General features: G+C 68.2%; 20 protein-coding genes. 9 read left to right on the top strand and 11 right to left on the bottom strand.

Going from position 1 to position 23831, the window contains the following annotated elements:
* The first annotated feature begins 112 nt into the window (after positions 1-112).
* From ACYVKZ_RS06010 to ACYVKZ_RS05990, 5 genes are all read left to right on the top strand, one after another.
* The gene (locus ACYVKZ_RS06010; RefSeq protein ID WP_460991157.1) at positions 113-424 is read left to right on the top strand and encodes a hypothetical protein; all 312 of its coding nucleotides are present in this window, start codon (positions 113-115) and stop codon (positions 422-424) included.
* Complete coding sequence (locus ACYVKZ_RS06005) at positions 421-1203, top strand: metallophosphoesterase family protein (RefSeq protein WP_460991156.1); 783 nt, start codon at positions 421-423, stop codon at positions 1201-1203. Before ACYVKZ_RS06010 ends, ACYVKZ_RS06005 begins: the two co-directional genes overlap by 4 nt.
* Positions 1204-1759: 556 nt before the next feature.
* The gene (locus tag ACYVKZ_RS06000; protein WP_460991155.1) at positions 1760-4558 is read left to right on the top strand and encodes a hypothetical protein; all 2799 of its coding nucleotides are present in this window, start codon (positions 1760-1762) and stop codon (positions 4556-4558) included.
* An 11-nt stretch (positions 4559-4569) separates the two neighbouring features.
* Positions 4570-6339 carry a DNA polymerase gene (locus ACYVKZ_RS05995; protein ID WP_460991154.1) on the top strand — a complete coding sequence of 590 codons (1770 nt, stop codon included), beginning with the start codon at positions 4570-4572 and terminating at the stop codon, positions 6337-6339.
* 223 nt (positions 6340-6562) lie between these two features.
* Complete coding sequence (locus ACYVKZ_RS05990) at positions 6563-9265, top strand: ATP-dependent DNA helicase (protein WP_460991153.1); 2703 nt, start codon at positions 6563-6565, stop codon at positions 9263-9265.
* 135 nt (positions 9266-9400) lie between these two features.
* Here ACYVKZ_RS05990 and ACYVKZ_RS05985 read toward each other — a convergent pair whose 3' ends face one another.
* The 3 genes from ACYVKZ_RS05985 to ACYVKZ_RS05975 all read right to left on the bottom strand — a co-directional run bounded on the left by ACYVKZ_RS05985 (position 9401) and on the right by ACYVKZ_RS05975 (position 12836).
* On the bottom strand, positions 9401-10258 hold the full coding sequence (locus ACYVKZ_RS05985; RefSeq protein WP_460991152.1) for a hypothetical protein: 858 nt from the start codon (positions 10256-10258) through the stop codon (positions 9401-9403).
* Between the two features lie 1671 nt (positions 10259-11929).
* Positions 11930-12424: a hypothetical protein gene (locus ACYVKZ_RS05980; RefSeq protein ID WP_460991151.1), complete on the bottom strand. Its 495-nt coding sequence runs from the start codon at positions 12422-12424 to the stop codon at positions 11930-11932.
* A 46-nt stretch (positions 12425-12470) separates the two neighbouring features.
* Positions 12471-12836, bottom strand: coding sequence for a hypothetical protein (locus tag ACYVKZ_RS05975; RefSeq protein ID WP_460991150.1), 366 nt, complete (start codon positions 12834-12836; stop codon positions 12471-12473).
* 154 nt (positions 12837-12990) lie between these two features.
* Here ACYVKZ_RS05975 and ACYVKZ_RS05970 point away from each other — a divergent pair, with 154 nt between their 5' ends.
* The 3 genes from ACYVKZ_RS05970 (at position 12991) to ACYVKZ_RS05960 (ending at position 14766) form a co-directional block, all read left to right on the top strand.
* The gene (locus tag ACYVKZ_RS05970) at positions 12991-13518 is read left to right on the top strand and encodes a hypothetical protein (RefSeq protein ID WP_460991149.1); all 528 of its coding nucleotides are present in this window, start codon (positions 12991-12993) and stop codon (positions 13516-13518) included.
* A 72-nt stretch (positions 13519-13590) separates the two neighbouring features.
* A complete protein-coding gene (locus ACYVKZ_RS05965; RefSeq protein ID WP_460991148.1) occupies positions 13591-13869 on the top strand; it encodes a hypothetical protein in 279 nt (92 codons plus the stop codon).
* Between the two features lie 564 nt (positions 13870-14433).
* The gene (locus ACYVKZ_RS05960; RefSeq protein ID WP_460991147.1) at positions 14434-14766 is read left to right on the top strand and encodes a hypothetical protein; all 333 of its coding nucleotides are present in this window, start codon (positions 14434-14436) and stop codon (positions 14764-14766) included.
* 60 nt (positions 14767-14826) lie between these two features.
* Here ACYVKZ_RS05960 and ACYVKZ_RS05955 read toward each other — a convergent pair whose 3' ends face one another.
* From ACYVKZ_RS05955 to ACYVKZ_RS05940, 4 genes are all read right to left on the bottom strand, one after another.
* Positions 14827-14976: a hypothetical protein gene (locus ACYVKZ_RS05955; RefSeq protein ID WP_460991146.1), complete on the bottom strand. Its 150-nt coding sequence runs from the start codon at positions 14974-14976 to the stop codon at positions 14827-14829.
* A 116-nt stretch (positions 14977-15092) separates the two neighbouring features.
* Positions 15093-16706, bottom strand: coding sequence for an amidohydrolase (locus ACYVKZ_RS05950; RefSeq protein WP_460991145.1), 1614 nt, complete (start codon positions 16704-16706; stop codon positions 15093-15095).
* On the bottom strand, positions 16706-18190 hold the full coding sequence (locus tag ACYVKZ_RS05945; RefSeq protein WP_460991144.1) for a sodium:solute symporter family protein: 1485 nt from the start codon (positions 18188-18190) through the stop codon (positions 16706-16708). The genes ACYVKZ_RS05950 and ACYVKZ_RS05945 overlap by 1 nt, the downstream gene beginning before the upstream one ends.
* Complete coding sequence (locus ACYVKZ_RS05940) at positions 18187-18420, bottom strand: hypothetical protein (protein WP_460991143.1); 234 nt, start codon at positions 18418-18420, stop codon at positions 18187-18189. Before ACYVKZ_RS05940 ends, ACYVKZ_RS05945 begins: the two co-directional genes overlap by 4 nt.
* Positions 18421-18549: 129 nt before the next feature.
* On the opposite strand from ACYVKZ_RS05940, the gene pdxR reads away from it, so the two are divergent.
* Positions 18550-20067 (top strand): MocR-like pyridoxine biosynthesis transcription factor PdxR, encoded by a 1518-nt coding sequence (pdxR, locus tag ACYVKZ_RS05935; RefSeq protein ID WP_460991142.1) that lies wholly within the window; start codon positions 18550-18552, stop codon positions 20065-20067.
* Between the two features lie 90 nt (positions 20068-20157).
* Here the strand turns inward: pdxR and ACYVKZ_RS05930 are convergent, their stop codons facing one another.
* The 4 genes from ACYVKZ_RS05930 to ACYVKZ_RS05915 form a co-directional block, all read right to left on the bottom strand.
* On the bottom strand, positions 20158-21048 hold the full coding sequence (locus ACYVKZ_RS05930) for a DUF4862 family protein (RefSeq protein ID WP_460991141.1): 891 nt from the start codon (positions 21046-21048) through the stop codon (positions 20158-20160).
* Between the two features lie 139 nt (positions 21049-21187).
* On the bottom strand, positions 21188-21871 hold the full coding sequence (locus ACYVKZ_RS05925; RefSeq protein WP_460991140.1) for an N-acetylmannosamine-6-phosphate 2-epimerase: 684 nt from the start codon (positions 21869-21871) through the stop codon (positions 21188-21190).
* A gap of 10 nt (positions 21872-21881) precedes the next feature.
* On the bottom strand, positions 21882-22832 hold the full coding sequence (locus ACYVKZ_RS05920) for an ROK family protein (protein WP_460991139.1): 951 nt from the start codon (positions 22830-22832) through the stop codon (positions 21882-21884).
* A 58-nt stretch (positions 22833-22890) separates the two neighbouring features.
* On the bottom strand, positions 22891-23808 hold the full coding sequence (locus ACYVKZ_RS05915) for a dihydrodipicolinate synthase family protein (RefSeq protein WP_460991138.1): 918 nt from the start codon (positions 23806-23808) through the stop codon (positions 22891-22893).
* Positions 23809-23831: the final 23 nt, after the last annotated feature.

Here is a 23831-nt window from a genome sequence, read left to right as displayed (position 1 = left end):
AACAGTTTTCGGTTCCGGGCGCGGGAAGCCCTGCGTTCGGACTCCTGAAGGAAATGTCAGAGAATTCATGTACGCTGAGGTGCTAATTCCCCCCCCGGACAACGGAGGCCTTGTGCTGACTGCATTAACTGACATCGACTTCGGCATTTGGCGCGTCCGGACCGCCTCAGGGACCGTGTACCTTCTGGACCTCCAGTCCGAGGGCAGCACCCTGACCCGGCTGCCGGCCACCGAGCCGCCGACCAGCCCGCTCGCCCTGACAGGTGAACTCCGGAAGGACGGGCAGGCGATACCTCTGCTGGCCGTCGTGAGCCTTGAGGTGGGCCAGGAAGCCCAGTTCTGGCTCGACGTCCGAGGAGACGGCGTGCCCACCTTCCGGTGGACCACAGAGGTCGTCACGATCGATGAGGCGGAGAACCAGTGAGCGGGAGCGCGGTGCGATTCGCCGTTGCCGGAGACTGGCACGGCAACCTGTCAACGGCGCGGCAAGCGATCTGGACCCTCAGAAGAGAGGGCATAGACCTGCTCTTCCACGTAGGCGACCTCGCTGTCCGATGGCCGGGGCCGAAGAAGGGCCGCTTCGACAAGCGCGTCGAACAGCTCCTCGCCGACGCCGGCATCGAGTTCCTCTTCATCGACGGCAACCACGACAACCACGCCGAGCTCCGCGAGCTCACCCTGCGACCCGATGGCACCCGGCGCCTATCGGAGAACATGGCGTACCTGCCGCGCGGGACCGTCGTGGAGCGCGCCGGCCTGCGCATCGGCGCCCTGGGTGGCGCGTTCAGCATCGACCGTCGCTGGCGGACCGAGGGCAAGAGCGTCTGGGCCGAGTTAGAGGAACCGACCGAGGACGAAGCCCAACGCCTGATCGAGAACGGCCCCATCGATGTCCTCCTCCTGCACGACGTGCCGATGGGCTTCCGTGGCCTGGAGAGCGCCCTTCGGCTGCCGGGCGACGTGATCGCCCGCGCCGACCGCACCCGAGCGCTCCTGCAATCCGTAGTAGAACGTCTGAAGCCGCGCCTGGTCTTCTGCGGGCACTGGCACCAGCGACGCGCCGACGTGTTCGAGTGGCCGGACGGCACCACGACCGAGGTGCACGTCCTAGCCGACGACAACGCCTGGGGCGGGAACCTCGCAGCCCTGACCGCGGACGGGACGGGCGGCCTCGCCGTCGCCCCCCTTGTCATCGGTAGGTGACGGGCAGAAGGGCGAGGCCCAGTGTGGGCCGTAACAGCCATGCGACGTTGGCCAGCCCAGAGTTGCCAGCCGCACCTCTGGGCATTCCGGTGCACTCGGAAACCTGCGCCGCAGCCAGCGGACCCAGACGCTGCCAGGGGCCGTCACCTTGATCAGCTGGCCTGTCCGGGCCGTGGCGCTCGCATGAACCGTGGCGCCGGACGCACCGCGGCCGCGACTGCTCAGGCAGCGGAGGTGGTGAGACCACCCGAGCACTCCGCACACATGGTGTCCGTCGGAGGAACCAACGGCTCCCAGAAGAATTCTGGGAGGCCGCTCCGAACGGATCCATACCGGAGACAGGAGCAGCTGTGCGTACAGCAAGCACCAGCAGCGGACGCAGCCCAGTAGAGCGGCACACCCTGAGTGGGGGAAGGCGGGGAAACCGGGGGACAGTCCTAACGGAGGGCGAGGGAAGAGGACGACCGGCTGCTCTGCGGGCAGCTGCCCCCCAGTGCTGGGGGAACACCCCCATTTTCCCCACCTTCCCCCAGACCGGCCCCGCTGAGGGGGCCAAGTGAGCGCCCGGAAGTCTCAGGCCACCCTCCTGAAAGAAGCCGCGGAGCAGCTGACAGGGAAGGGCTTCCTCATCCACGCCGTCGGCAAGGACAAGGTCCCTGCACACCCTGCCGGGTACATGGCCACTCCCGAGGCCGTGCGCCAGACCAGCGAAATCGCCCTCGGGCGAGTGAGCGCCGGAAAGACGACCGGGATCGCTGTCTTCACCGGCTCCCAAGGCTTCTACACGACAGACGGTGCCAATCAAGGATTCATCCTCACGGCGTTCGAGATGGAAGGCCGTGCCATGACCGATTCCGGCTTCTACGCAGAATGGGAGCTCACGGTCGAACGCCGCGACCTCCAAGATGCGTGGAAGCGGCTCGAGGAAGGCTGGAAGGAGAAGACACCCAGCGGCGGTCTTCGATGGTTCTTCGCCGTCGAAGCACCGGACGCCGACTACGCGCAGGAGATGAAGGGGCTCAGCGGATCCCTCGCCGCGCGCCGCGATTCCCGAGTCTATGCGGAGCTCCTCGTCACCCATGCGTCCGTCATCGTCGCGCCCAGCCACGGGGCCGTCCACCCGACGGGACTGCCCTACGAGCGGCTAGCTGGAGGCCCCGACACGCTGCCGCGCCTCTCATTCGGCGAGCTCAACGCCATCTCTGAGCTCTTGGCCGAGCTCGACGAAGCAGTCGCCCTCCCCGGAAGCGGTGCAGGAACGGATCTGCTCGACGGCCGAAGCAAGGCCATGCTCCGGCAGTACGACCGGAAGGTCGACGACGCGGACCTCGCCCGGATGATCGGGGAAGCCGACTGGACCCTCCACGGGCAGGACACCGACGGGACCTGGCGCCTGTCCAAGGAGGACGGCCACGCGGAGGTACTCGTGGGCGGCCCCCGGCACGAAGGTGCTGCCTGGACCTTCTCCACCTCGGCGGCACCGCTCTGGGTCCAGCGCCACATGCGCCCCGCCGACGTCCTCGCCGCCCTCACATACAACGGCGACTACGCTGCCATGCTCCAAGATCTCCAGGAGAGCGGCGAAGTCCGCTACGAGCCCTGGCCCCTGACAATCCGGAAGCGCGCAACTGTCTACCCGGACAGGACTGTCACCCATGCTCTGGCCAAAGCCATCGGGAGCGCACTGCAGGACGCCGAGCACCCGACCATCACCGGCGTGCCCTTCGCACTGCTGCAAGTCCACCCTCGCTCGGGTAAGGCTGTCACACCGGTCTCCATCGGCACCGACCACGAACTCCGGCGCTGGAGCGGCCCCTGCGCCCGCGAAATCCTCCTGCTCTCCGTCGTTCAACCAGCCAGACGGGTCCAGCAAGCGGTCACCTACCAGCACGCTCTGCCGAGCGCCGTCGTCGACATGGTGCTCCCGCACGACGCGATCCCTGCAGCGCTTCCGACCGTCAGGTACGTCGCCGGCGAACCGATACTCCTCCCCGACGGGAGCACGATCAGCGTTCCCGGCCACCACCGCCAGCAGGAGGCACTCCTCGCTATCCCGCACAGGGAACGAGCGTACTGGGCCGCCTACACCGTTCCGGCCAAGCCCACCCAGGCCGAGGCCCAGGCCGCGGCCGACTTCGCCGTCAGCGAGGTGCTGACCGACTTCCCCTTCGAAACCAGCGGCGACCTCATCCGCGCTCTCGCGTACCTGCTCACCGGCGCAGCACGCGACCTGACCGGTGCCACCCCAGGATGGCTGCTGGATGCGGCAGAGAGAGGCTCGGGCAAATCACTGCTCGCCCGCATCATGCGCCTCATCTGCACAGGCGATGAGGGATACACCGCGGTGGGCTACAGCCGATCAACCGACGTAGAAACCGGCAAGGAAATCGTCGCCGCCGCCCTCACCGGGGCCCGGCACCTGCACGTCGACGAGCTCCCCCGGCAGGAGAAGGTCACCAGCAAGGTCCTCATGGAGCTCATCACCGATGACGGGACGGCCCGACGCCGAGTCCTCGGCTCCTCCACCGAGGTCACCATCCCGCCCATGACCGTCACCGTCTGCGGAAACAACGCCGAGCTCGGAGGCGACTCCAACCGGAGGTTCATCCCAATACGCATGGTCAACCACGGCGCCGTGCTCGCGTTCGAGCGCACAGGCTTCCGCCACGACAACATCGTCGCCTGGGTGCGGGAGAACCGGCCCCGCCTCCTCGCCGCCCTGCACACCGTCCTCGCCTACGGGCTCCAGCACCCGGTGCCCCTCAGCAAGCTGCCGACAGGCTTCGGAAGCTTCGAACGCTGGATGACGGTCGTCGGCTCCGCACTCCACCACATCGTGTGGGAAGGCAGGCCCGCGAGCGAGCTCTTCGCGGAGGGGCGCAGGGAGTTCCTCCAATCGCAGGACGACGAGGGCGACGACTGGGGCCCGCTGATGGCAGCCTGGCACGCGAGATTCGGCAACGACGGATGGGTGACCGCCAAGACAGCACACACCCACTGGGGCAAGGGCCGCGGCGGCGTAGACCTGCCCGCAGCCCTCCTCAACGTCGAGGGCATCAGCGAGACCGGACTGGTCCGGGCCTGGGGCCACGCACTGTCGTCGCGCCGGGAGTCATCAATCGTATGGGACGGCCACATCTACCGCCTGGCCATGAAACGCAACGACAAGCGCGGGCACGCCTTCGCCGTCCAGCTGATCACCGCTGGATCCGCCGCGCAGAGCCCGGCACCCCTGCACACGGCGGCACCCCCTATCCGGGAGAAGGCCACCGCCCCGCAGGTCGTGGCACATCCGGCGGCATCCGGCCAGGACACCGAGCCCCTCGAAGACCTCATCGACCTCGACGCAGCCTGAAAGGACAACGCATGACCGCCGCAACAGCGGAACTAGCCGGCCAGGCCCACCTCGCATCCCTAGAGTTCCTTCCGGCTGGAGTCGACAACGCTGCCTTCGGGAACTGGCTGGACCGGGCCACCCCCGGCATCCTCGCCCTCGACTGCGAGACAACCGGCCTCAACACCCGGTCACCGAGCTTCAAGGTCCGCCAGCTATCCTTCGGCACCCCATCGGGTCAGGCAGTCGTGATCGACGGCGCTGATACCGCCCTCGTCCGCTCGTGCCTGGGCCAAGCAGTCCGCTCTGGGCGCCAGATCTGGGCCCACAACGCAACATTCGACGCCAACGCGATCTTCGCTGCCTACGGAGTCCGGCTCCGGCGGCTGCGCTGCTCCCTGACGCTCGCGAAGACCCTCGACCCAGACATCATCGGAACCGGACAAGGGGGCCTGAAGAAGCTCCGACCTGCCGCCGCCGAGTCCCTCGAGCGACTCGCCGCCCACTGGGGGCGGCTCAGCGGGAGAGCTGTGGACCCAGAGGGCGAGCACAGCTGGCTCCCCGATGCGGTAGCGGCACTCCCGGAGGACGATCCCCATCTTCTCGACTACGTAGCGACCGACGCGACCGAGTGTGCCCGCCTCGTCGCAGACTGGCGGTCCATCGTGGACGACGACGAATGGGAACTCGCCATCCTCGAGACCGAGGTCGAAGACCTCTGGCGGTGGCCAGCGGCTCGCGGCTACCTGATCGACGATGAGCTTCTGAAGCGCAGGATCGCCGAGCTCACTGCACTTCGCGAACAGTCGCTACAGCGGTTCGGGCTCGACCTGACCTCCAACTCGAACGCGACCCGGGCCTGGGTAGCGGCGCGGGGGATACGGATCCGAGACCGGGACGGAAAGCCCACGCTCTCACACAAGGCGTTCGAGAGGGCGTTCGTCCCCTCTGCGGCACAGGACGACTGGGCCGCCTTCACGGAGCTCCGCAGCGCGGCTGGCACAGCCAATAAGCTCGGCGAGCTGCGCACGAGCCTGGAGGCCGGCCGCATCCACCCCACGATCAAGGGCATCGGAGCAAACACGGGCCGGATGAGCATCTCAAAGCCAGCCATCCAGAACCTCCAGGCGGACCTGCGCCCCCTCCTGCTCGCAGAGCCAGGGCATGTCCTGGTAGGCGCCGACCTCAACCGGGTCGAGCCCTGCGTCATCGCCGCCCTGAGCCAAGACCCGGGGCTTATTGAGGGAGTGAAGGAAGACCTTTATGAGGAGCTTGCCGTCGCCGTCTATGGTGCGGAAGCCCGAGGTGACAACCAGGCGCGGAAGGTCGCCAAGAAGGCCTTCCTCGCTATCGCCTACGGTCAGGGGACTGCTGCCCTCGCTTCGGATCTCGGTGTCGAGGACACTGCCGCTGCTGAGGTCATCGACGGCATCAAGCGCGCGTATCCCGTGATGAGCCGATGGATGGACGAGATCCGGGCCGACGCGCGGAGGGGGCGCATCCTTGCCACTGCCTACGGCCGGCGACTCCCGTGTACCCCCCACAAGCCCTACCGCGCAGTCAACTGGGTCATTCAAGGCACGGCTGCGGACCTGTTCAAGAGGATCACCGTCCGGGTCGCGGAACTTCTTTCGCGGGAAGCGCTGTACCTCCCCGTGCACGACGAACTCATCGTGCAAGTTCCTCAAGCGGAGGTGAAAGGTGCAGAAGCGGTACTGCGCGCAGCAATGAGCGTGGAGCTCAACGGGGTGCAGATCAGCGGGAACCCCGTCGTGCTCAGCGAGAGACTCGGTCACGCGTAACTGGCTCACCGCAGAAAGCCTCCGTCCCTCCACGCCCCTGCAGCCCGTCGCGTCGCGTGGCAGCTGCGGCTAGCGCTGAGCCGTGTTCCGGCGTCAGAGCGGAGACCGAGTCCCCACTCCGGACAAGCAGTTGGCCCGCCGCGCTACTCCCTGAAGAAGGCCGCGTACCGCAGGGAGACCTACACTGTGACTGCCGATACTTCGACTTGATGGGGAAGGTTCGATGGCCTCGGTGGATGCCCAGATCCGTGCCGTGGGTACAACAATCACGGACACGATAGACGCCCTCGCGCATGACCGCGGGCTGCTGTCCCGGAACATCATCAAGCAGCTGCGGGATCTGGTCGAAGCGGTGGCCGTGCGTCTCCACGTCGGCGACGGCGGCGCCGAATTCCGCTACGACCTGACCCACGCTGCGGTCGAGTGGATCGGTTCGACGGGGAAGCAGACCAACTTCATCTACCGCTTCCACAGCCTGCTCCAGATGAGCGCGTCACATTACTCCTTCGACGCCGACACGGCGGAGCGGCTCATGCTCAAGTACTACGAGTACCTGGTCCGCACCCGCACCCTCCTGCACGAGCGGTGCGGTGTAGACACCCTGGACAATCTGGAGAGGTTCCCCGTCGACCTCGATCCGGCTCTGAGCGAATACCACCGGAAGATCGCCGAAAGGATCCAGGCGGCACATGAGCTTCCGGCCGAGCACGGCATCCGGAGCCGCTACTACGTCCACAAAGTCCGAACCTTTTTCACCACCGGGCGGATCTTCTACGAAGTCACCTTCTCGCCCATCACCGATCACCTGAACAAGTTCGACCGCATCATCGCTTTCACCGACATCGACATGACCGACAAATACGCAGCACAGCTGCGCCTCCTGCCGGACGAGATCCAGGTCCTCGGCCAGCGCATGCCCATCGTCATCATCCGCTCCTGGGACGTCTCCATCCGCCCGTGCGAGTTCAACAACTTCGCCAGGATCTTCGGCGAGTCGACGACCGCGACCTCCACCAGTTCAGAGTATCTGCGGCTCATGGACTACCTCACCGAGAAGGCAGCGAGCCTCCTGGACCTGATGCTCGTGAGCGACGCCCGCTACAACGAGATCAAGGCCTTCGCGACCCAGCGGATCCAGAAGCCCCAGATCTTCCCCGTGCTCGACGCGGCACGCGAGAAGGTGAGGGCCAAGTCCCCCGGGAGCAACGTCGTCCGCTACCTGATGCTCTCCATGCGCAACCGGGTCATCAAGGAGCAATTCGACCCCGCCCCGAGCTACTACCTCTCGGGACTGCGGTTGTCGCCGAGCTGCAGCCCGTTCGATAAGATGCCGTTCTGCGCCATGCCGAAGCGGCACGTTCCCCATTTCGCGGACCTGATGGCGAGCATAGATGCGCGCGGGCGCAAGCACGAGTTCCTCGCACGTCGCATCAGGAACAACGTCGAACGTCACGGCATGCTCTACACGCCCGCAGCCGATGTCGAGGACCTCGGCGACCTGGACGAGCTGATCGCGACCCACAACCAAACCATCCCCCCGACCGCCCGCCACGCCGGCCGTGTCATCGAGAAGGACAAGGGCCACGTCTTCATGCACGGGTATGAGGACAGCACTGTCGAGATCATCGAGAAACTTCAGGCACACGCATCCTCAGGCGTGGACGGCTATGAGGGGTCGGTCGAAAGGTGGCTTGGCGAGACCCAGCTCAGGGTCGACGACGACGCCAAACGGGACGCACTCAAGTCCCTCTTCAAGGCGTCACGCGTCGCGATGATCTACGGCGCCGCGGGAACTGGCAAGTCCACCATGGTTGGTTACATCGCCAACCATTTCGTCGAGAAGCGAATGCTCTTCCTCGCCCACACCCACTCTGCCAAAGACAATCTGGAACGAAAGGTCATCGCGCCCGATGCAGAGTTCCGGACCATCAGGAGCCACATCTACCGACCCGGCACGCAGGAGTACGACCTGCTCGTCATCGATGAGTGCAGCATCGTCAGCAACGAAGACCTCCTGGAGATCCTGCGCAAGACCAGCTTCAAGCTGCTGGTACTGGTCGGTGACGTCTACCAGATCGCATCGATCCAGTTCGGGAACTGGTTCAGCATCATCCGGGACCTCATGCCTCGGGCCGCGGTGTTCGAACTCATCAAGCCTCACCGCACGAACAACCCAGCCCTGCTGGACTTCTGGTCCAAGGTCCGCCATCTCGAGGACGGCATCGAGGAGGTGATGGCACACAACGGCTACTCGGCCGACCTGGACGAGTCCATCTTCGAGACCCGGCGAGAGGGCGAAATCATCCTCTGCCTCAACTACGACGGCCTCTACGGCATCAACAACGTGAACCGCTTCCGGCAGGGCAGCAATCCGGGAAGGGCGGAGGTCTGGGGCGTCAACATGTACAAGGTCGGCGATCCCGTCCTCTTCAACGACACCGAGCGTTTCAAGCCGTTCATCTACAACAACCTCAAGGGCCGGATCGTCGACATCGAGGTGTACGAGGACCGCATCAGGTTCGATGTCTGGTTGGACCGAACAGTCACCGAGCTGGACGTGGACGGCTATGACCTCCGGTACGTCGCTGAGTCGACAGTCAGCTTCGACGTGGTCCAAGCCGGCAGCACCGACGAGGACACCGAGACGGTCTACGCCACGGTGCCATTCCAGGTCGCATACGCCGTTTCCATCCACAAGGCGCAAGGCCTCGAGTATGACTCCGTGAAGGTAGTGATCACCGATGCCAACGAGGATGACATCTCGCACAGCATCTTCTACACCGCCATCACGAGGGCACGGGAACACCTCAGGATCTTCTGGTCGCCCGAAACCCAGAAGGCGATCCTCGACAAGCTCGAACACAGCCGAAGCGGCAGGGACGTCGGCCTCCTGAGAGCGCGGAGGGGGATTGCCCCACTTCGCTGAGCGCTGCGCGACTGGCGCGAGCACCCGGAACGTGACCCTGCCAGTATGGAGCGGCTCGCGTCGACCCGCAGCTAGCCTGACCCGAGGCCGACCGGACGCGCCGCTATCCTGACCGGGCAAACGGGTGCCGTCGCCTCAAGCCCACAATCGCAGCCGGTCAGGCAGCCTGACCGCACCCGCCACGCCCTTCGCCGTCCCGACTTTGTGGCCCTTGACCCGTTCTGGACGACGAGGCGCTGGCACCGGCAAGCGCACCCCTGCCCGCTTCAGCGGGGAACCGATCAGGTGTGTGTGATCGCCCTGGCGCATCCAGTACGGCGTCGCGGCCAGCAGCTTCGAATTGGCGATGACAGCGGTCGCATCGAAGGAGGCCCAAGCCTGGAATGGCAGGTCCAGGACGTCCCGCCGCTTCCACCGGCCGGGACCCCCGGACGCCCCGAGCGCGAAGTCTGCGGCGAGCGTGAAGAACTCCTCCGAGAGCTCGTGCCGGGCCGGGAACCATTCGTCCCAGGCGGCGATCCCGATGCGGGCGGCGGGGGAGTCGGGGCCAGTGCCGGGGAACGATGCCAGGACGTTGGCGACGCGACGGTAGAGGTCGTGGCGCGGGTCCGAGCCAGTCCCCTTGGGGCGGTCGGGATGGGGCGCGGCTACGAAGACGATGACCAGCCCTGACGTTTCCAAGGGACGTTCGCGAAGGAGCTCCGCCCAGCGGCGCACCTTCTTCTCAAGCGCATTGGAGGCCGTAGCAGTGATCTCGACAGCAATCCTCAGGCCGTCGGCGCGGACAAGGGTGGCATCGGCGCGTCGATTGTCGGGGAAGGGCAGCTCGCGTCCCAGGCCGGCCCCCGCATACAGGTCGACGGTCGACAGCTTCTCACCGAGTACCGCCGCGATCTGTGGAAGGTACTCGGCAGCGCGGAGGACCAGCTCGGCGGCGAGGATGTTATGCCGGTCAAATTGGGACCCGCTGTTCCACGGGTAGCCGGCAGTCACCGCAACCCACTCTGGCCAAGTCAGCAGGGGGAGGACGTGCTTTTCGAACGCCTCGGTGTTCGATGGGCGGTAAATCGAACCCCTCAAGCGCTCCGATGTTGTGGCGAGAGGCGCTGGGAAGGCGCCGACGTCAAGGATGCCAAGAGAGGCGGACGCGGCGACCGCAGAGCTCGCGGAATCAAGGAGGAGGGGTGCTCCGGCGAACGCAGCTGCCTGTTCCGCGGTGAGGGTCCGGTACGAGTCAAGGGCGCCCCAAAGGCCAAGACGGTCACGGCGCCCGCGGCTCACGTCCAGTAGCCGGAGCGCTTCCCTCTCGTCCATGAGGTAGCGGCGGTTGACGGATCGTGGGTGCTGGGCGGCGCGTGCTTCGAGAAGGCTGCGATTCGACCAGAGAGCCTGCGAGCCGGGGGCCCAGAGCCTGTCCCAGTAGGGGTCTGCCCGGTTCGGCGTGCTGAGCTCATCGTTCGGGCAGGCAGACGGCAGGAGGGATGCATGTACCGCATCCAGTCGGGGCCGGTGACGGCGGGAGGAGGTCTGCATGTTCATGCCTCTAGCCATGCGTAGGCCGGGCTCCCTCGGGCGCAAAGGGCGCTGATTCAGGCGTTCCAGGGATCGTCGATCGCAAATGAGGAGCGCCAGAAGCCCACGAACCGGGGGCGAGAGCGCCGTGTCTCCTTTGGGTCTGTGACTGGGGGGCCTCCGTGCCGCGCATACCGCAGTGGCCCGGGGCGGCCGTCGTACGCTGGGAGTGCGTCAAGGGCAGGCCATCGAAGTGGCGGCAGCACGCGGAGGAAGAACAGCGTGGCGGCCCGCAGTCCGCCCGGGCTGGGAACTGGTTGTCGCCGGCGATTGGTCTCTTGCCGAGAGACGAGGTGCCGTCGGCTCTGGAGGGCGGGGCGTCGTGGGCAGCCTACGTGCGGTGCAGCAGTCCAGTGCCTAACCAGGTGCCGCCGGGGACTTCCGCGCCAGTCAATGAAGTCCCTTATCGATGTGCGGCTCGGCGCCGGATCAGACCGGGTCTGCGGACAGCCATCGGGATGTGTGGTCGGGTTCGGTTCAGCGCGCGACGGCAGGCGAGGTGTCCGCCCGAGGGGACGGCCTTCTCGAGATGCGGCCTGCTCCGCGAATGGACGGCACGCCGGTTGCGGCAGTGTTGCTGGGAGTGGGCAGCCGGTCTGGGATGTCCCACAGCCCAGCGCACCGCCCATCCGTCATGGGAACGCGGACCGGCCGCAAGCCGTACCGGCGGCTCAGCCCGACGAAGCGCGGGGCGAGGCGAGACACCACGGGTGGCACACCGCGGCCTCAGCAGGCCGCCCATCAAGACCCACAACAAGGCCCGCGACGCGGCAGCACCCCCGCAGGGGGTGCACGCCACCCGCCCCGCTGCGCGGGACGGGCGCCGCACCGCGCCGGCGGGGCCGCGCAGCGGCCCACGCGGGGGAACGTGACGGTGAACGCGACGCAGGAGCGGAACACGGGGAACACTGCGAGGGACACGACGGGGACGGGATGCCCCTCGCCCTGCGGGCGAGGTCGCGAAGCGACCGAGCCCTTCTTAATATGGCCACCCCGCCCCAGCCCACACGACCCCGCCATCGTCTGGGGCTATCGCCCGGCCCGCGCCTCCCCGTGGTCGGCAGCGGGCATGGAAGTCTGCAGGGGTGGGGGCTACCGCCCGGCCGGGGCGGTACCCGGCTCAGGCTGCTCGGGGTCGGCCGGCTGGGAGCGGACGACATGGCCGTGGACGGTGGCGAGCTCACCGGACGGCTCGACCCGCAGCTCGACCACTTCGAGCGCGGGTTCGCCGTACCTGGCGGCGGCGAGGACGTCCTCGGGGATGCGCTCGGCGGCGATCGCGCCGCGGTGCGGGATGAGTGGCAGGCGGCCCTGCTCCTGCTCGAGGTGGCGGAGGGCACGGTCCACCTGGACCCTGTCGGCGGTGCCGAGCTGGACCTCGACGATGTGCCGGACACCGGTGGCCGAGTTGAAGAAGATGGCGGCGAACTGGTCGGGGCGTTCGTGGACGATGGTCCGCTCGAACGACGGGGTCCCGTCGCCGAGGCCGAGCCTGGCGGGGTCCTCCTCGATGCGGGCGGCGAGCCAGGCGCCGGCGAGGGCGAAGGAGTCATCCAGCGGGGAGTGCTCGGGGGTTCCGGTGTTCACGCGCGCATCATATGTGCGCCGGCTGAACACCCGCCTGCCGCACGGGTCAGGGGCCGGGGGCGATGGGGTCGTCCGGGCCGGGGAGGGCGACGGGTTCGTCGTGGACGGTGACGATGTTGCCGGTCCGCTCGGCGTGCAGCTCGAGGAGCTCGACGGGTGCGGTCGCCTGGGCGAGGGCCGCGGCGTGGGCGACGTTGACGAGGATGCGCTCGGCGGCGACAACGACCCGATGGCCCACGGGAAGGCGGGTGCGCTCGGTCTCCCACAGGTCGAGGGCGCGGGCGAGCTGGTCGGTGCCTGCGGTCCCGGTCTGGACTTCGGCGATGGAGCGGGTGCCGTCGGCGGGGTCGAACAGGAGGACGGCGAACTGCTCGGTGCTGGTGCGGGGGACGGTGCGTTCGAACTTGGGCATGCCGTCGGTGACGTCGAGGAGGATGGGGGACTCCTCGATGCGGGCGGCGAGCCAGGCGCCGTCGAGGCCGAGGTCCTGCAGGGGTCCCTCCGCATCTGTGTCCTGGGACCTCGGGCCCTATCCGGGGACACGGGTAGCTGCGAGGCTCCGGCGCATGGGGAAATCTCTGATCGCTCGCGCCGTCGTTGTCCTGTTCGTCCTATCGGGGTGCTCTGCGCAAGCGCAGCCCGCGGTCAGCCCACCACCACCGAGCACATCGCCGTCACCGACTCCGACGCAGGCGGCGACCGCACAGCAGTTCGCGTCGCTGATTGCCGAGCACGAGGCAGCGATCCGTGAATTTAGCTCGATTGACCAGATGAACTGCGGACTGGCCGTCTTCCATGAGGAACGCACCGACGAGCGCGAACGGTGCGTGGGTGTGACCGCTTCGGTGGCCTCAGCCATGGAGGCGATTATTAAGGGGTTCGACGCGCTGCCGGCACCGCCGGCCGAGGTGGCGGCGCTGGTGCAGCGGACGCGCGATGCGATCGGCGATGCAGGAAGCACTGACTTTGTGGGCAACTGCGTGGGCGCAGGTAAGGCCAGTTCCAGGGCTTGCAGTCATCCGTTGGCCGCAACGGTCGACGCGACCCACCGGACTGGGCCGGTCTTGGATGCTTGGAGGCCCTACACCCACTGACCCCTGGCGGGGTGCTTGTGCTCGCTGGCGACGTACGCGTTGCAGCCGCCGACGGCCCATTCGGGGCAGTCCTTGCCCGAGCGCGGGCGGCCGGCCCGGCGCGGTCGGTTCGAGACCCGGTCCCAGCGCGACAGGGTCGAGGACGCCATCGGCGACGGTATGGAGGAGCACGGGCGGGCGTGGGGGCCGACAGCGATCGCCAGACTGGTCTGGGCAGCGGGAATGTTCCGGCTCGCCCGCGTCCGGTACCACGTGCGGGCCCTCATAGCGGCGGCCAGCCCCCGGTCGGAGCTGCGCCGCTACGCGACCGTCGAGGCGGCGGCCTCGGGACAGGATGGGCGGGGGCGGTGAGGCCAGGTCGGGCCAGTCGGATTGCCTTTGTGGAGCCGAGCTCCAGGTTCGAGGGCCTGTCCTGAATGCTGTGTCCGGCGGTTCATGACGAGGGCTTGAGCCCGCGATCACACCGGTCGAAAGTAGCTAGTGAGGGTGCCACAGAAACGAGTGGTCCACGGCTACGGGGGGAGCAGCATCATGAACGGAGCCGACAGGCGAAAGGCGCCCAGCAGGATGAGGTTGGTGGCCCGGGGCGCCTCGCTAGTGCTTGCAGCCGTCCTTCTGGCAGCGACAGTTGCTGGCTGTGTGGGTGTGGATAGCCCTGGCCCGTCGGCGGACTCCAACAGCTCCACGGTCAGCGAAGCCCCAGAGAGCACCCCGGCAGCGACCGCTACGACATCCGCCCCTCCGGCCACCGCTGCACCGGCACCTGGTCCTGTGAGTGACCTGACTGGCTTTGGAGCGACTCAGGAGAAGTGGGACAGCACCCACACGGCCGACACCAGTAGGGTGCCCGGGAGTGCCTACAACCCCGGGTTCTCCACTGCCGGGTGCAGCACCAATGGCGATGAGTATTACGCGATGGAGGGCACCAGCTTCTACTCGATGTGCCTGCCAGCCCATCTATCCCAGGCGATCGCCCAGGCCCTGGTCATGAAGGAGTTCCCGAAGGACGCGGCCGTCCTCTGGCAGGGAAAGCAGACGAGCAACGAACCGGATGAGTGCTACGAGGAGGAGGTGCACAGTCCCACGCTGGCGGCAGCGCTCGGCGGCAGCGGCAATGCGCTCATCGAGTTCCAGACCTTCGTCCCCGGCAACTCGACCGGCCATATCAAGTACGACGCTTCGAATGTGAACATCGTGCTCTTGTCAGGGCAGGACGCCCCGAGCCTCGACGCCGCTGGGGGATGCTGATCTGCGCACCGGAGGCGGCGCGCGGGCCGCGGGGGCCCGTCCAGGCGGGGCGCAGGACCCCTAGCCGAGCATCCGGCGCAGGAGCATGAACACGGTCCCGGCGAGCACGAGCACCCCTCGGGGAACACGGCCCTGCCGATGCCCGCCCTGGGCGGCGAGCCTGTCGGGACGCTGGCGCGGGACGTGGCTTGCGGCGCATGTCCGCCTCAACGTCCCTGCTCTGGGACGGGGCCGACCACGCCCATGGTGGGGGGCGTCGGTCCTCCGCCCGGGGGCAACGGAAGGGACCGACGCCCTTCCTCATCCCGGACCTTCTGGGGCCCTCGTCAGGCCTCGTAGCCGTAGACCCAGCCGCCTGCGACCATCGTCCCCTTGATGCCGACGTTCTCCAGGTCCTGCTCGGGGGCTGTGAGCAGGTCGGTGTCGAGGACGGTGAGGTCGGCATCCATGCCCTTGTGCAGTGTTCCGCGCCGTGATTCTGCGTGGACGAGCCAGGCGCTGTCTGCGGTGAGCGCGTGGAGGGCCTGGCTGGGGGTGAGCCGTTGGTCGGGGCCGAGGGTCTCGCCGCTGCTGGTCCGCCGGGTGACTGCTGTCCAGAGGGTCCTGAGGGGGTCCATGGGTGTGATGGGGCAGTCGGAGTGGAGGCCGAAGTGCAGGCCCTCGCGGACCGCGTCGGCGAGCGGGTCGATCCGTGCGGCGCGTTCGCCGCCCAGGAATATGTCGCGGTGTCTGTCGCCCCAGTAGTAGACGTGATTGGCGAAGATCGACCCTGCGGCCTCGATGGCGGCAAGTTCCTTGAACTGCACGGCGGATGCCATCTGCAGGTGCTCGACGCGGTGGCGGCCATCGCGCCGTCCGCCTGCTGCTGCGGTGTCCTGGAACGCCTCGATAACGGTCTGGATCGCGCGGTCGCCGTTGGCGTGGACGGCGCACTGGCCCCCGGCGCGGTCGACGCGCTGGACGAGTTCGGTGAGGGCAGTGCGGTCGAAGAGGAGGTCGCCGCAGGACTGCTCCGCACAGGAGTAGGGCTGCAGGAGTGCAGCCGACATCCCCTGGATCGAGCCGTCGGACCAGTATTTGGCACCGCGGAGTTCGAAGTTTCCCACTGGGGCATTGAACCGGCCGCCGCGCTCATTCAGGAATCGGTCGAGGAGGTCCCCGCGCAGGTAGCCGGCGACGCGCAGCGGGACCTGGCTGTTCCGGGCGAGCTTCTCCCAGGTGTCGAGTTCGGCGAGCCCTGCCATGAGGCCGATCCCGAGGTCGTGGATCGCAGTCATCCCGCGGGAGACCGCGTGACCCATCGCGTACTTGGCAGCCTCCTCGAGGTCGACCTCGGATGGGTCGGGGATGGCGCCGAGCACGGTGTTGACGGCGCCGATCTCCCACATGAGGCCGGACAGCTTCCCACCTGCGTCGCGTTCGAACCTGCCTTCCGCGGGGTCGGGGCTCTGCTCGGTGATCCCTGACAGTTCCAGTGCCTTGGAGTTCGCGGCGAGGAAGTGCCCTGAGATGTGGGATACGGCGATGGGCAGGTCGGTGCTGACGCAGTCCAGGTCGTCCCGTGTGAGGTGGCGCTGCTCGCGCAGCAGGGTGTCGTCGTAGCCCCAGCCTCTGAGCCAGGCTCCCTGGGGCAGAGTTGCTGCATGGGTCCGCAGCTGCTGCAGGATGTCCTCGATCGAGCTGTTCTCGGGGCTGCGGCAGTCGGCCCAGTTCCGGGTGAGGCCGAAGAAGATCGGGTGGACGTGGGACTCGACGAGGCCGGGGATGACGGCGGCCCCTCCCAGGTCCGTCAATGCCGCCGGGCCGAGGGCCTGATCGACTTCGGTGGCCGTGCCTGCGGCGGCAACGCGGCCGCCGACGATGCCTAGGGCTTCGACGGGGTCCGACTGGGCGTCGGTCCTGATGATGCCGTTGACGAGGATGGTCGCGTCGTTGTTCATTACTTCCCTTCCTTGCCCTCTGCTGCGACAGCGAGGACGGCGCTCGTGGGCTCGGCCGGCTCAGTCAGGGGCCTGCCGCGTCGCCTCCAGATCCCGGCGGTGGGGACGGCCGAGGGCCAGAGGAGGCGGCCGCAGACCACGACGGCGATGTTGGCTGCCAGGGCAGGGACTCCGATGCTCAGTCCGTCGAGGTCCGCGTTCGCCAGGTAGAGGGCGAGGGCGGTGGCCACGCCGGCGACGAGGCCGGCGGCGAGGACTGCAGGGCGGGTCCGGCCTCCGATGATGAGGACGGCTACGGGGACCGCGAGCTGGGTGAAGCCGTAGTAGGAGGTGTTGATGAGTGCTCCCATGAGGTTGGGGAAGACCAGGGTGAGGACAATCGAGACCAGCAGGTAGAGGGCGATGATGATGCGGACGTAGGACTTCTGGGACTTCTCGCTGACGCCCACCAGGACGTTGCGGGAGATCAGGGTCCCGATGCAGAGCGACGATGCGGCCAGGACCACGATGGCGCACAGGGCTGCGCCGCCGGCGATGACGCCCACGAGCCAGTCGGGGAGGAGCTGGCGGGTGACCTCGATGAAGGCGAGGTTGGTCTGGGCGCCCTTGAGGCCGGGAACCGCCGAGATGGCGTAGAAGGCGGCGACGATGAGGAAGGGGTACATGAGCATGTACAGGGGCATGCCGATCTGCGTCTTGCGGATCACTCGGGCCGACTTGGAGCTCATCACGGCCTGGATGATGAAGGGGAACATGTAGAAGCCGATGGCCTGGAAGAGCAGCGTCGACATCGTGTGCGTCATGCCCTTGCCGTATGCGATGGTCCCGTGGTCCACGTGTTCATTCGCCGCGGCCATGATTGCCGGGACCGAGGGCACCTTGGCGAGGACGAAGACGGCCACCACGAGGATCGCGAAGATGAGCGCGAAGTCCTTGATGAAGCTGACGTAGGCGGGGGCCTTGATTCCGGACAGGAGGGCGAAGGCCAGGGCGATCGCGACGCCGATGAGGACCGTGGCCAGGGGTGTGAAGCCGAGCCCGAGCCCGTCCAGCGCAACCGTGAGGCCGGTCAGCTGCAGCTGGGCCCACGGGATGAGGAAGACCACGCACAGGAGGGCGGCGGTGAGTTCCAGGGACCGGGAGCTGAAGTGGCCGCGCAGGACGTCGGGGAGGGTGACGGCGTTGTACTTGCGCCCGGCCTTGAACATCAGGGGCAGGAGGAAGTAGCCGATGGGGTAGCCGAGGAGGATGTAGCCCATGAACCAGACGGCGAACGAGGACCCCTCGGCGTAGACGCCCCCAGGGAAGCCGATCACCGTCCCGATCGAGTAGACCTCGCCCACCACCAGGATGAAGAGGAGGACGCCCCCGAAGCTGCGGCCGCCGACGAGGAAGTCCTCGGTGGTCTTCACCCCTCGGCGGGAGTAGAGCCCCATCGCGACGGCCACTACGAGCACGAGGGCGAACGTGACGATGGTGATCATGGCCGGGCTCCTTCACTGGCCTCGTCCTCGTAGTCCCCGTGCCTGTCCCAGCGATGCCAGGAGTACGCCATCAGGGCGCTGGTGAGCGGGAACATGCAGAACATGAACACCAGGACCGCCGGCATGCCCAGAACGGTCGCGTGCGATGGGCCCAGGACCAGGATGCCTACGACCAGCAGGGCTGCTGGCAGGACCAGCCCCGTGATGATGCTCCGTAGCTGTGGATACACTGCATCTCCTTTGACGCGGGTTGGATGGCTCTTGAGCAGTATGGGCTCGCCAAACTGGCCCCATCAAGATCCAGTTTTGGGCTCAATGAGCAGTCCAGATTGCTTGCAGGGGTGTGCCATAGTGTGCCCATGGGCAAAAGTGCCGCTGGCGGAAGAGCCGAGGACCAGTACGCGGGGCACGGCTTTGCGCTCGGGGATCCTGCGGTGGGGGAGACCCTTACGGTCCGGGTGCGCAGGACGATCGAGCAGTTCGTGGCCCGTGGCGTCTGGGCCGCCGGCACGCGCGTCCCTTCCAGCCGCAGGCTGGCGGCCGACCTCGGGATCTCCCGCTCCACCGTCCAGAACGCGTACATGGCGCTCATCGACGAGGGGTACCTCGTCACCCAGGACCGGAAGGGCGTCTTCGTCAGCGGCGCCCTGGCCGCGGCCGGGCCGCAGCAGCCCTACATGACCTCGGAGGCGGCCCGCCGCATGTGGGAGGAAGGGGTCGACTGGGAGCGGGTCACCTACTCGCCGCGAGCCCCCTGGCCCGAGCTTGAGCGCGAGCGCCTCTGGTACACCTACCGATACCCCTTCGTCACCGGCCAGCATGACCCCGCGTTCTTCCCGAGGGAAGCCTGGCTTCGCGCGCTCCGACGGGCCCTGGAAGCCCCACACCGCCACGCAAGTCTCGACGACACTTTGGCAGACGACGAGTGCCTGGTCCAGGCCATCATCACCCAGCTGCTCCCCACCCGCGGGCTCACCGTGGACCCCGAGAACGTGCTCATCACCCTCGGCAGCCAGCAGGGCCTCCAGCTGATCGCCGAGACCACCGTGCGGAGGGGCGACAGGGTCGCCGTCGAGAACCCCGGCTACATCGATGCGAGGCACGTGTTCAACAGAAGCGGGGCCCGCATCGTCGACGTGCCAGTGGACGAGAACGGAGTCATCCCGCAGGGGGACTACGACGGCGCCCGGCTCCTCTTCGTCACCCCCAGCCACCAGCACCCCACCAACGTGACGCTCTCGCTCGAACGGCGCCTGAGCCTGATCAACCAGGCTGAGGAGCAGGACTTCCTGATCGTGGAGGACGACTACGACTCCGAGCTGCGCTACCGGGGACGTCCCAGCCCCTCGATGGCCAGCCTGGACCCGCGAGGCCGCACGGTCTACCTCGGAACCCTCTCCAAAGTCCTCGCCCCGGGCCTCCGTGTCGGCTACGTGGTGGGCCCTCGCGCCCTCATCGCAGCGCTGCGTGACCGGCGCCGGTACGCCCATCGCCAGCCGCCAGGCCACCTCCAGCGCGCAGTGGGACTGCTGCTCGAAAGCGGAGACTTCGCCCGCTCCCAGCGCCAGTACCGCAACGCCCTCGCCAGGCGCTGGGAGATCGCCAGCCACGCTGCCCGGCGCGACTTCCCACCCGGTCAAGTTCTGCCGCCAGGCGGGACAGGCCTGTGGCTCCGACTCCCCAATGGCATGGATGCGAGGACGCTTGCTGTCGAAGCCCGGCGCCATTCGATCCTCATCGACCCCGGCAACATGTACTTCTCAGATCCAGACGTCCACAGCACCCATATCCGGGTCGGCTTCGGCGCAATACCAGAATCCCTCATTGACACCGGGATTCGCCGACTCTCGAAGCTGATGCGAGACCACTACTCGTGAATGAAATGAGACGAGGCACTGGGCCGCCTCCGCTCGGGGACTACAAGATGAGCAAGCCTCAGCACGAAGTGCGCCAGCGGCCCGAGGGGCTCAGCTCGCTCGAATGGCTTCCGCGACCGACCCGATGATGCCGAGTCGGCTGGCTAGACTGGCGTTGGCCGGGACCTGCACCTTGATGCCGTGGTAGTGGATTTGGATGCCGGCTTCTCGGACGCAGGAGGCGACTGCTGCAGCATCCATCAGCGAGGTGGGCTCGTCTTCCCGGAGGGGGAGGTGAGCATCGGCCCAGGGGGCCCCGTACGCGCTGGCGCTGTCTCCGGCCCCCGAGAAGATCACGCCCTCCAGGACACCCTGTGCGACAGCATGCCGGATGTGCGCCTGCGGAAAAGACGGGTCATGGCCCTCAAGTGCCGAGCGGCCCCAGTTGACCGCGAAACCGACGTCGTACTCTCGGGCAAGGCGCATCTCGTCGTGGGCCTGCAGGAAGCCCTTCTCCCCGGGGAACCGGGGATTCCTTGCGTCGCAGTGCTCGATCACCAGACGCGTGGTCCAATGGCCGATCGAGAGGTCTTCAAGGGACCGGGAGAAGGCTTCAACGGTGCCGTTCCCGCCGGGAGCGGAGTGGATCTCGAGCACTGAGACGCTCTGTTCCCCGGTGATCTGGTTGAGTTCCTCGGCTGCCCCCCGAAGGTCGCGTACGAAGTTCACGGCGCTCTGTCGAAGGGACTCGTGCGGGGATGCGAGGCCGAAACCGGGGGTGCGTGCCTGCCGCTTCATGGTGCCGGGGATCGCCGTGACGGCTGATCCGGTGAACCGTCCGCTCAGCTGGCCCGCCAGCCACATCATGTCAATGTCGGGCACGCCGAGGACGTGCGTATCGGGGATTTCAAGGGCCGTGGCCAGGCCGCGGGCGCCCAGACCCGCATAGAACTCGGCCTGATCGCTCCGATCTCCGGGTAGCGCGGCATAGGCTCCGACCATAAGCGGGATACCGACGGATTGTGCACCGGACGCGGCACGGTCCGATGTGGTGGCTGGGCGAACATCAGATGGGCTGGGCCGGGTCGGGTTGGCCAACGTTCCCGCCTGGGTGATCGGGTCGTCCCCGGGCTGCGCCGGTCTATCGCAGTGCACGCTCGAACCAGCCTGTGACGGTGGTCGGGTGTGTGATCGCGGTGCCGACGACGACTGCGAATGCCCCGGCGTCGAGCGCGGCCCGTGCCTGGGCCGGTGTGTGGAGTCGGCCCTCGGCGATGAGCGGGCGGCCGAGGTCCGCCGCCGCGACCGCGGCGATGAGCTCGAGGTCGGGGCCGTCGGTCGTGGGCCGTTCGCCGGTGTAGCCGGCGAGGGTGGTCCCGATGAGGTCGGCGCCGGCATCGGCGGCGGCAAACGCGTCGTCGAGCGAGCCGCAGTCTGCCATGACGAGCGCGTGGGACTGGGCGTGGACCCCGGCGACCGTCTCGGCCAGGGTCAGCCCGTCCGGGCGGCCCCGGCGGGTGCCGTCGATGGCCACGACGTGGGCACCGGCGGCGGCGACGGCCAGCGCATGCCGCAGGGTGGGGGTGATGTATACGCCCTCGTGGCCGTCCTTCCAGAGCCCGATCACCGGCACTTCCACGGCGGTGCGCGTGAACTGCACGTCCGCGATGCCCTGGACGCGCACGGCGGAGGCTCCGCCGCGGACCACGGAGGCGGCCATCGCAGCGGTGATGTGCGGCTCGCGCAGCGGCTCGCCGGGGTAGGCCTGGCACGAGACGATGAGGCGGCCGCGCAGGGCTTCGAGGGCGCCGGGGGTGAGGATCACTGGGGGCCTTTCAGCAGGGGAGGGTGGCGGGGGCGAGGGCCAGACGCGCTGCGCCGACGAGTGCGGCGGCGCCGCCGAGGGCGGCCGGCACGATCGGCATGCCGGCCAGGGGCGGCATGAGCTCGGCGCGGAAGGCGTCCTCCATGGCGTCCCACCACAGGGGGCCGGCGCCGGCGAGGCCGCCGGAGACCACGATCACCTCGGGGTCGAGGGTGTTGGCGAGCCCGCCCGCGCACTGGCCGGCCGCCCGCGCCGCGACGGCCACGGCGGTCCGGGCCAGGGGGTCGCCGTCCTGGGCGCGGGCGACGACGGCGCGGGTGTCCGGCGCGGCGGGATCGCCGCCGCGTCGGAGGTATTCGGCGTGCAGGGCAGGGCCGGAGGCGATCGCCTCGACGTGCCCCGCGGAGCCGCACACGCATGGCAGGGGCGAGCCCGCGGCGTCGTGCGCGTAGGGGGAGGCGAGGTGCCCCACGTGGCCGCCCACCCAGCGGTGCCCGAGCAGCGGCCGGCCGTCGACGACGAGGCTGCCGCCCACTCCCGTGCCGAACGCGATGAGGAGCGAGGACGACGTCGCTGCGGCGGCCCCGCGCCAGGCCTCGCCGAGGGCGTGGGCGTGGACGTCGTTGACGACGGCGGTGCGCAGCCCGGTCCGTGCGGCGAGGCCGCCGGCGAGGTCGGTGCCGGCCCAGCCCAGGATCGCGTCCGTCGCGGAGACGACGACCCCGCGCACGGCGTCGATCACGCCCGCGGAGCCCACCCCGGTGCCGGAGACCTCCAGTCCGTCCGCGACGGCGCGGCCCTGCACACCGCGGACGAGCTCGGCGGTGGCGTCGAGGATCGCCTCGCCCCCGGCGCGGTCAAGGGTCGGGATGGTCTCGGCGAACAGCAGGTCGCCGCCGTCCGTGACGAGTCCCGCGGCGGTCTTGGTGCCGCCGAGGTCGACGCCGATCGCGTGCCTCACGCCGTTGCCCTCCTCGAGCCGTGGATCAGTATGTGCGGGGATCGGATTCTGGGGTGGTTCAGAGCAGGCCGGTCTCGACGAGGATGCTGCGGATGGCGTCCGCCTCGGCCTCGTTGAGGGGGGGCATGGGCGTGCTCATGGTGTTGGACTCGATGACGCCCATGAGCTGCAGGGCGGTCTTGAACGCGCCCAGGCCCGCGGCGCCGCCGGAGACGCGGCCGCCCGGGGCGTAGACGATGTCGAAGACGCGGGCGAGGCGGTCCTGCTCGGCGGCGGCGGCGGCCCAGTCGCCGGCCTGGGCATGGTCGTAGAGGCGGCGGTAGCCGGTCGGGTCAACGTTGCCGAGGCCGGGGACCACGCCGGCCGCGCCGCCCAGGAGTGCCCCGTCGACGACTACTTCGTGGCCGGTGAAGACGGAGAACCCGGGCAGGCCGCGGGTCGCGAGGAGCAGCTGGCGGAAGGAGACGTCGTCGCCCGAGGAGTCCTTGACGCCGGCGATCACGCCGTCCTTGGCGAGCCGGACGAGGACGTCGGCGGGCAGCTTGAAGTGCGTCCGCACGGGGACGTCGTAGGCGAAGACCGGGGTTGCGACGGCCTCGTGGATGGCGCGGAAGTGCGCCTCGGTCTCCGCGGCGTTGCCGATCGCGTAGTACATGGAGGTGACCACTAGCGCGTCGGCGCCCAGGTCCACCATTTTCTTGGCCTCCTCGATGACCCGGTTGGTGGTCTGCTCGTTGGCCCCGACCACCAGGGGGACGGCTCCGGCGTTGGCCCCGGCGATCGTGCGGACGGCGAGCTCGCGCTCGGCGTCGGTCATGTAGGGCACCTCGCCGGAGGATCCGAGGACGAACAGGCCGGTCACCCCGCCGTCGACGAGGTGCTTGACGACGTTCTTCAGGGAGTCGGCGTCGAGGCTGCCGTCCGGGTGGCGGGGCGTGACGACCGGCGGGATGACGCCGTGGAAGGTGGCGGGCACAGGGATCTCCTCGGGAGGGTGGG

The organism is Sinomonas soli (genome assembly GCF_054782415.1).
Note: the sequence above shows the minus strand (reverse complement) of the source record. Positions and strands in the feature narration are given on the sequence as shown.

Coding starts and splice junctions, on each gene's coding strand:
- ACYVKZ_RS05995 (WP_460991154.1), top strand. CDS start 4,570: ATGACCGCCGCAACAGCGGAACTAGCCGGCCAGGCCCACCTCGCATCC.
- ACYVKZ_RS05990 (WP_460991153.1), top strand. CDS start 6,563: ATGGCCTCGGTGGATGCCCAGATCCGTGCCGTGGGTACAACAATCACG.
- ACYVKZ_RS05975 (WP_460991150.1), bottom strand. CDS start 12,836: ATGCCCAAGTTCGAACGCACCGTCCCCCGCACCAGCACCGAGCAGTTC.
- ACYVKZ_RS05970 (WP_460991149.1), top strand. CDS start 12,991: ATGGGGAAATCTCTGATCGCTCGCGCCGTCGTTGTCCTGTTCGTCCTA.
- ACYVKZ_RS05960 (WP_460991147.1), top strand. CDS start 14,434: ATGGAGGGCACCAGCTTCTACTCGATGTGCCTGCCAGCCCATCTATCC.
- ACYVKZ_RS05950 (WP_460991145.1), bottom strand. CDS start 16,706: ATGAACAACGACGCGACCATCCTCGTCAACGGCATCATCAGGACCGAC.
- ACYVKZ_RS05945 (WP_460991144.1), bottom strand. CDS start 18,190: ATGATCACCATCGTCACGTTCGCCCTCGTGCTCGTAGTGGCCGTCGCG.
- pdxR (WP_460991142.1), top strand. CDS start 18,550: ATGGGCAAAAGTGCCGCTGGCGGAAGAGCCGAGGACCAGTACGCGGGG.
- ACYVKZ_RS05930 (WP_460991141.1), bottom strand. CDS start 21,048: ATGGTCGGAGCCTATGCCGCGCTACCCGGAGATCGGAGCGATCAGGCC.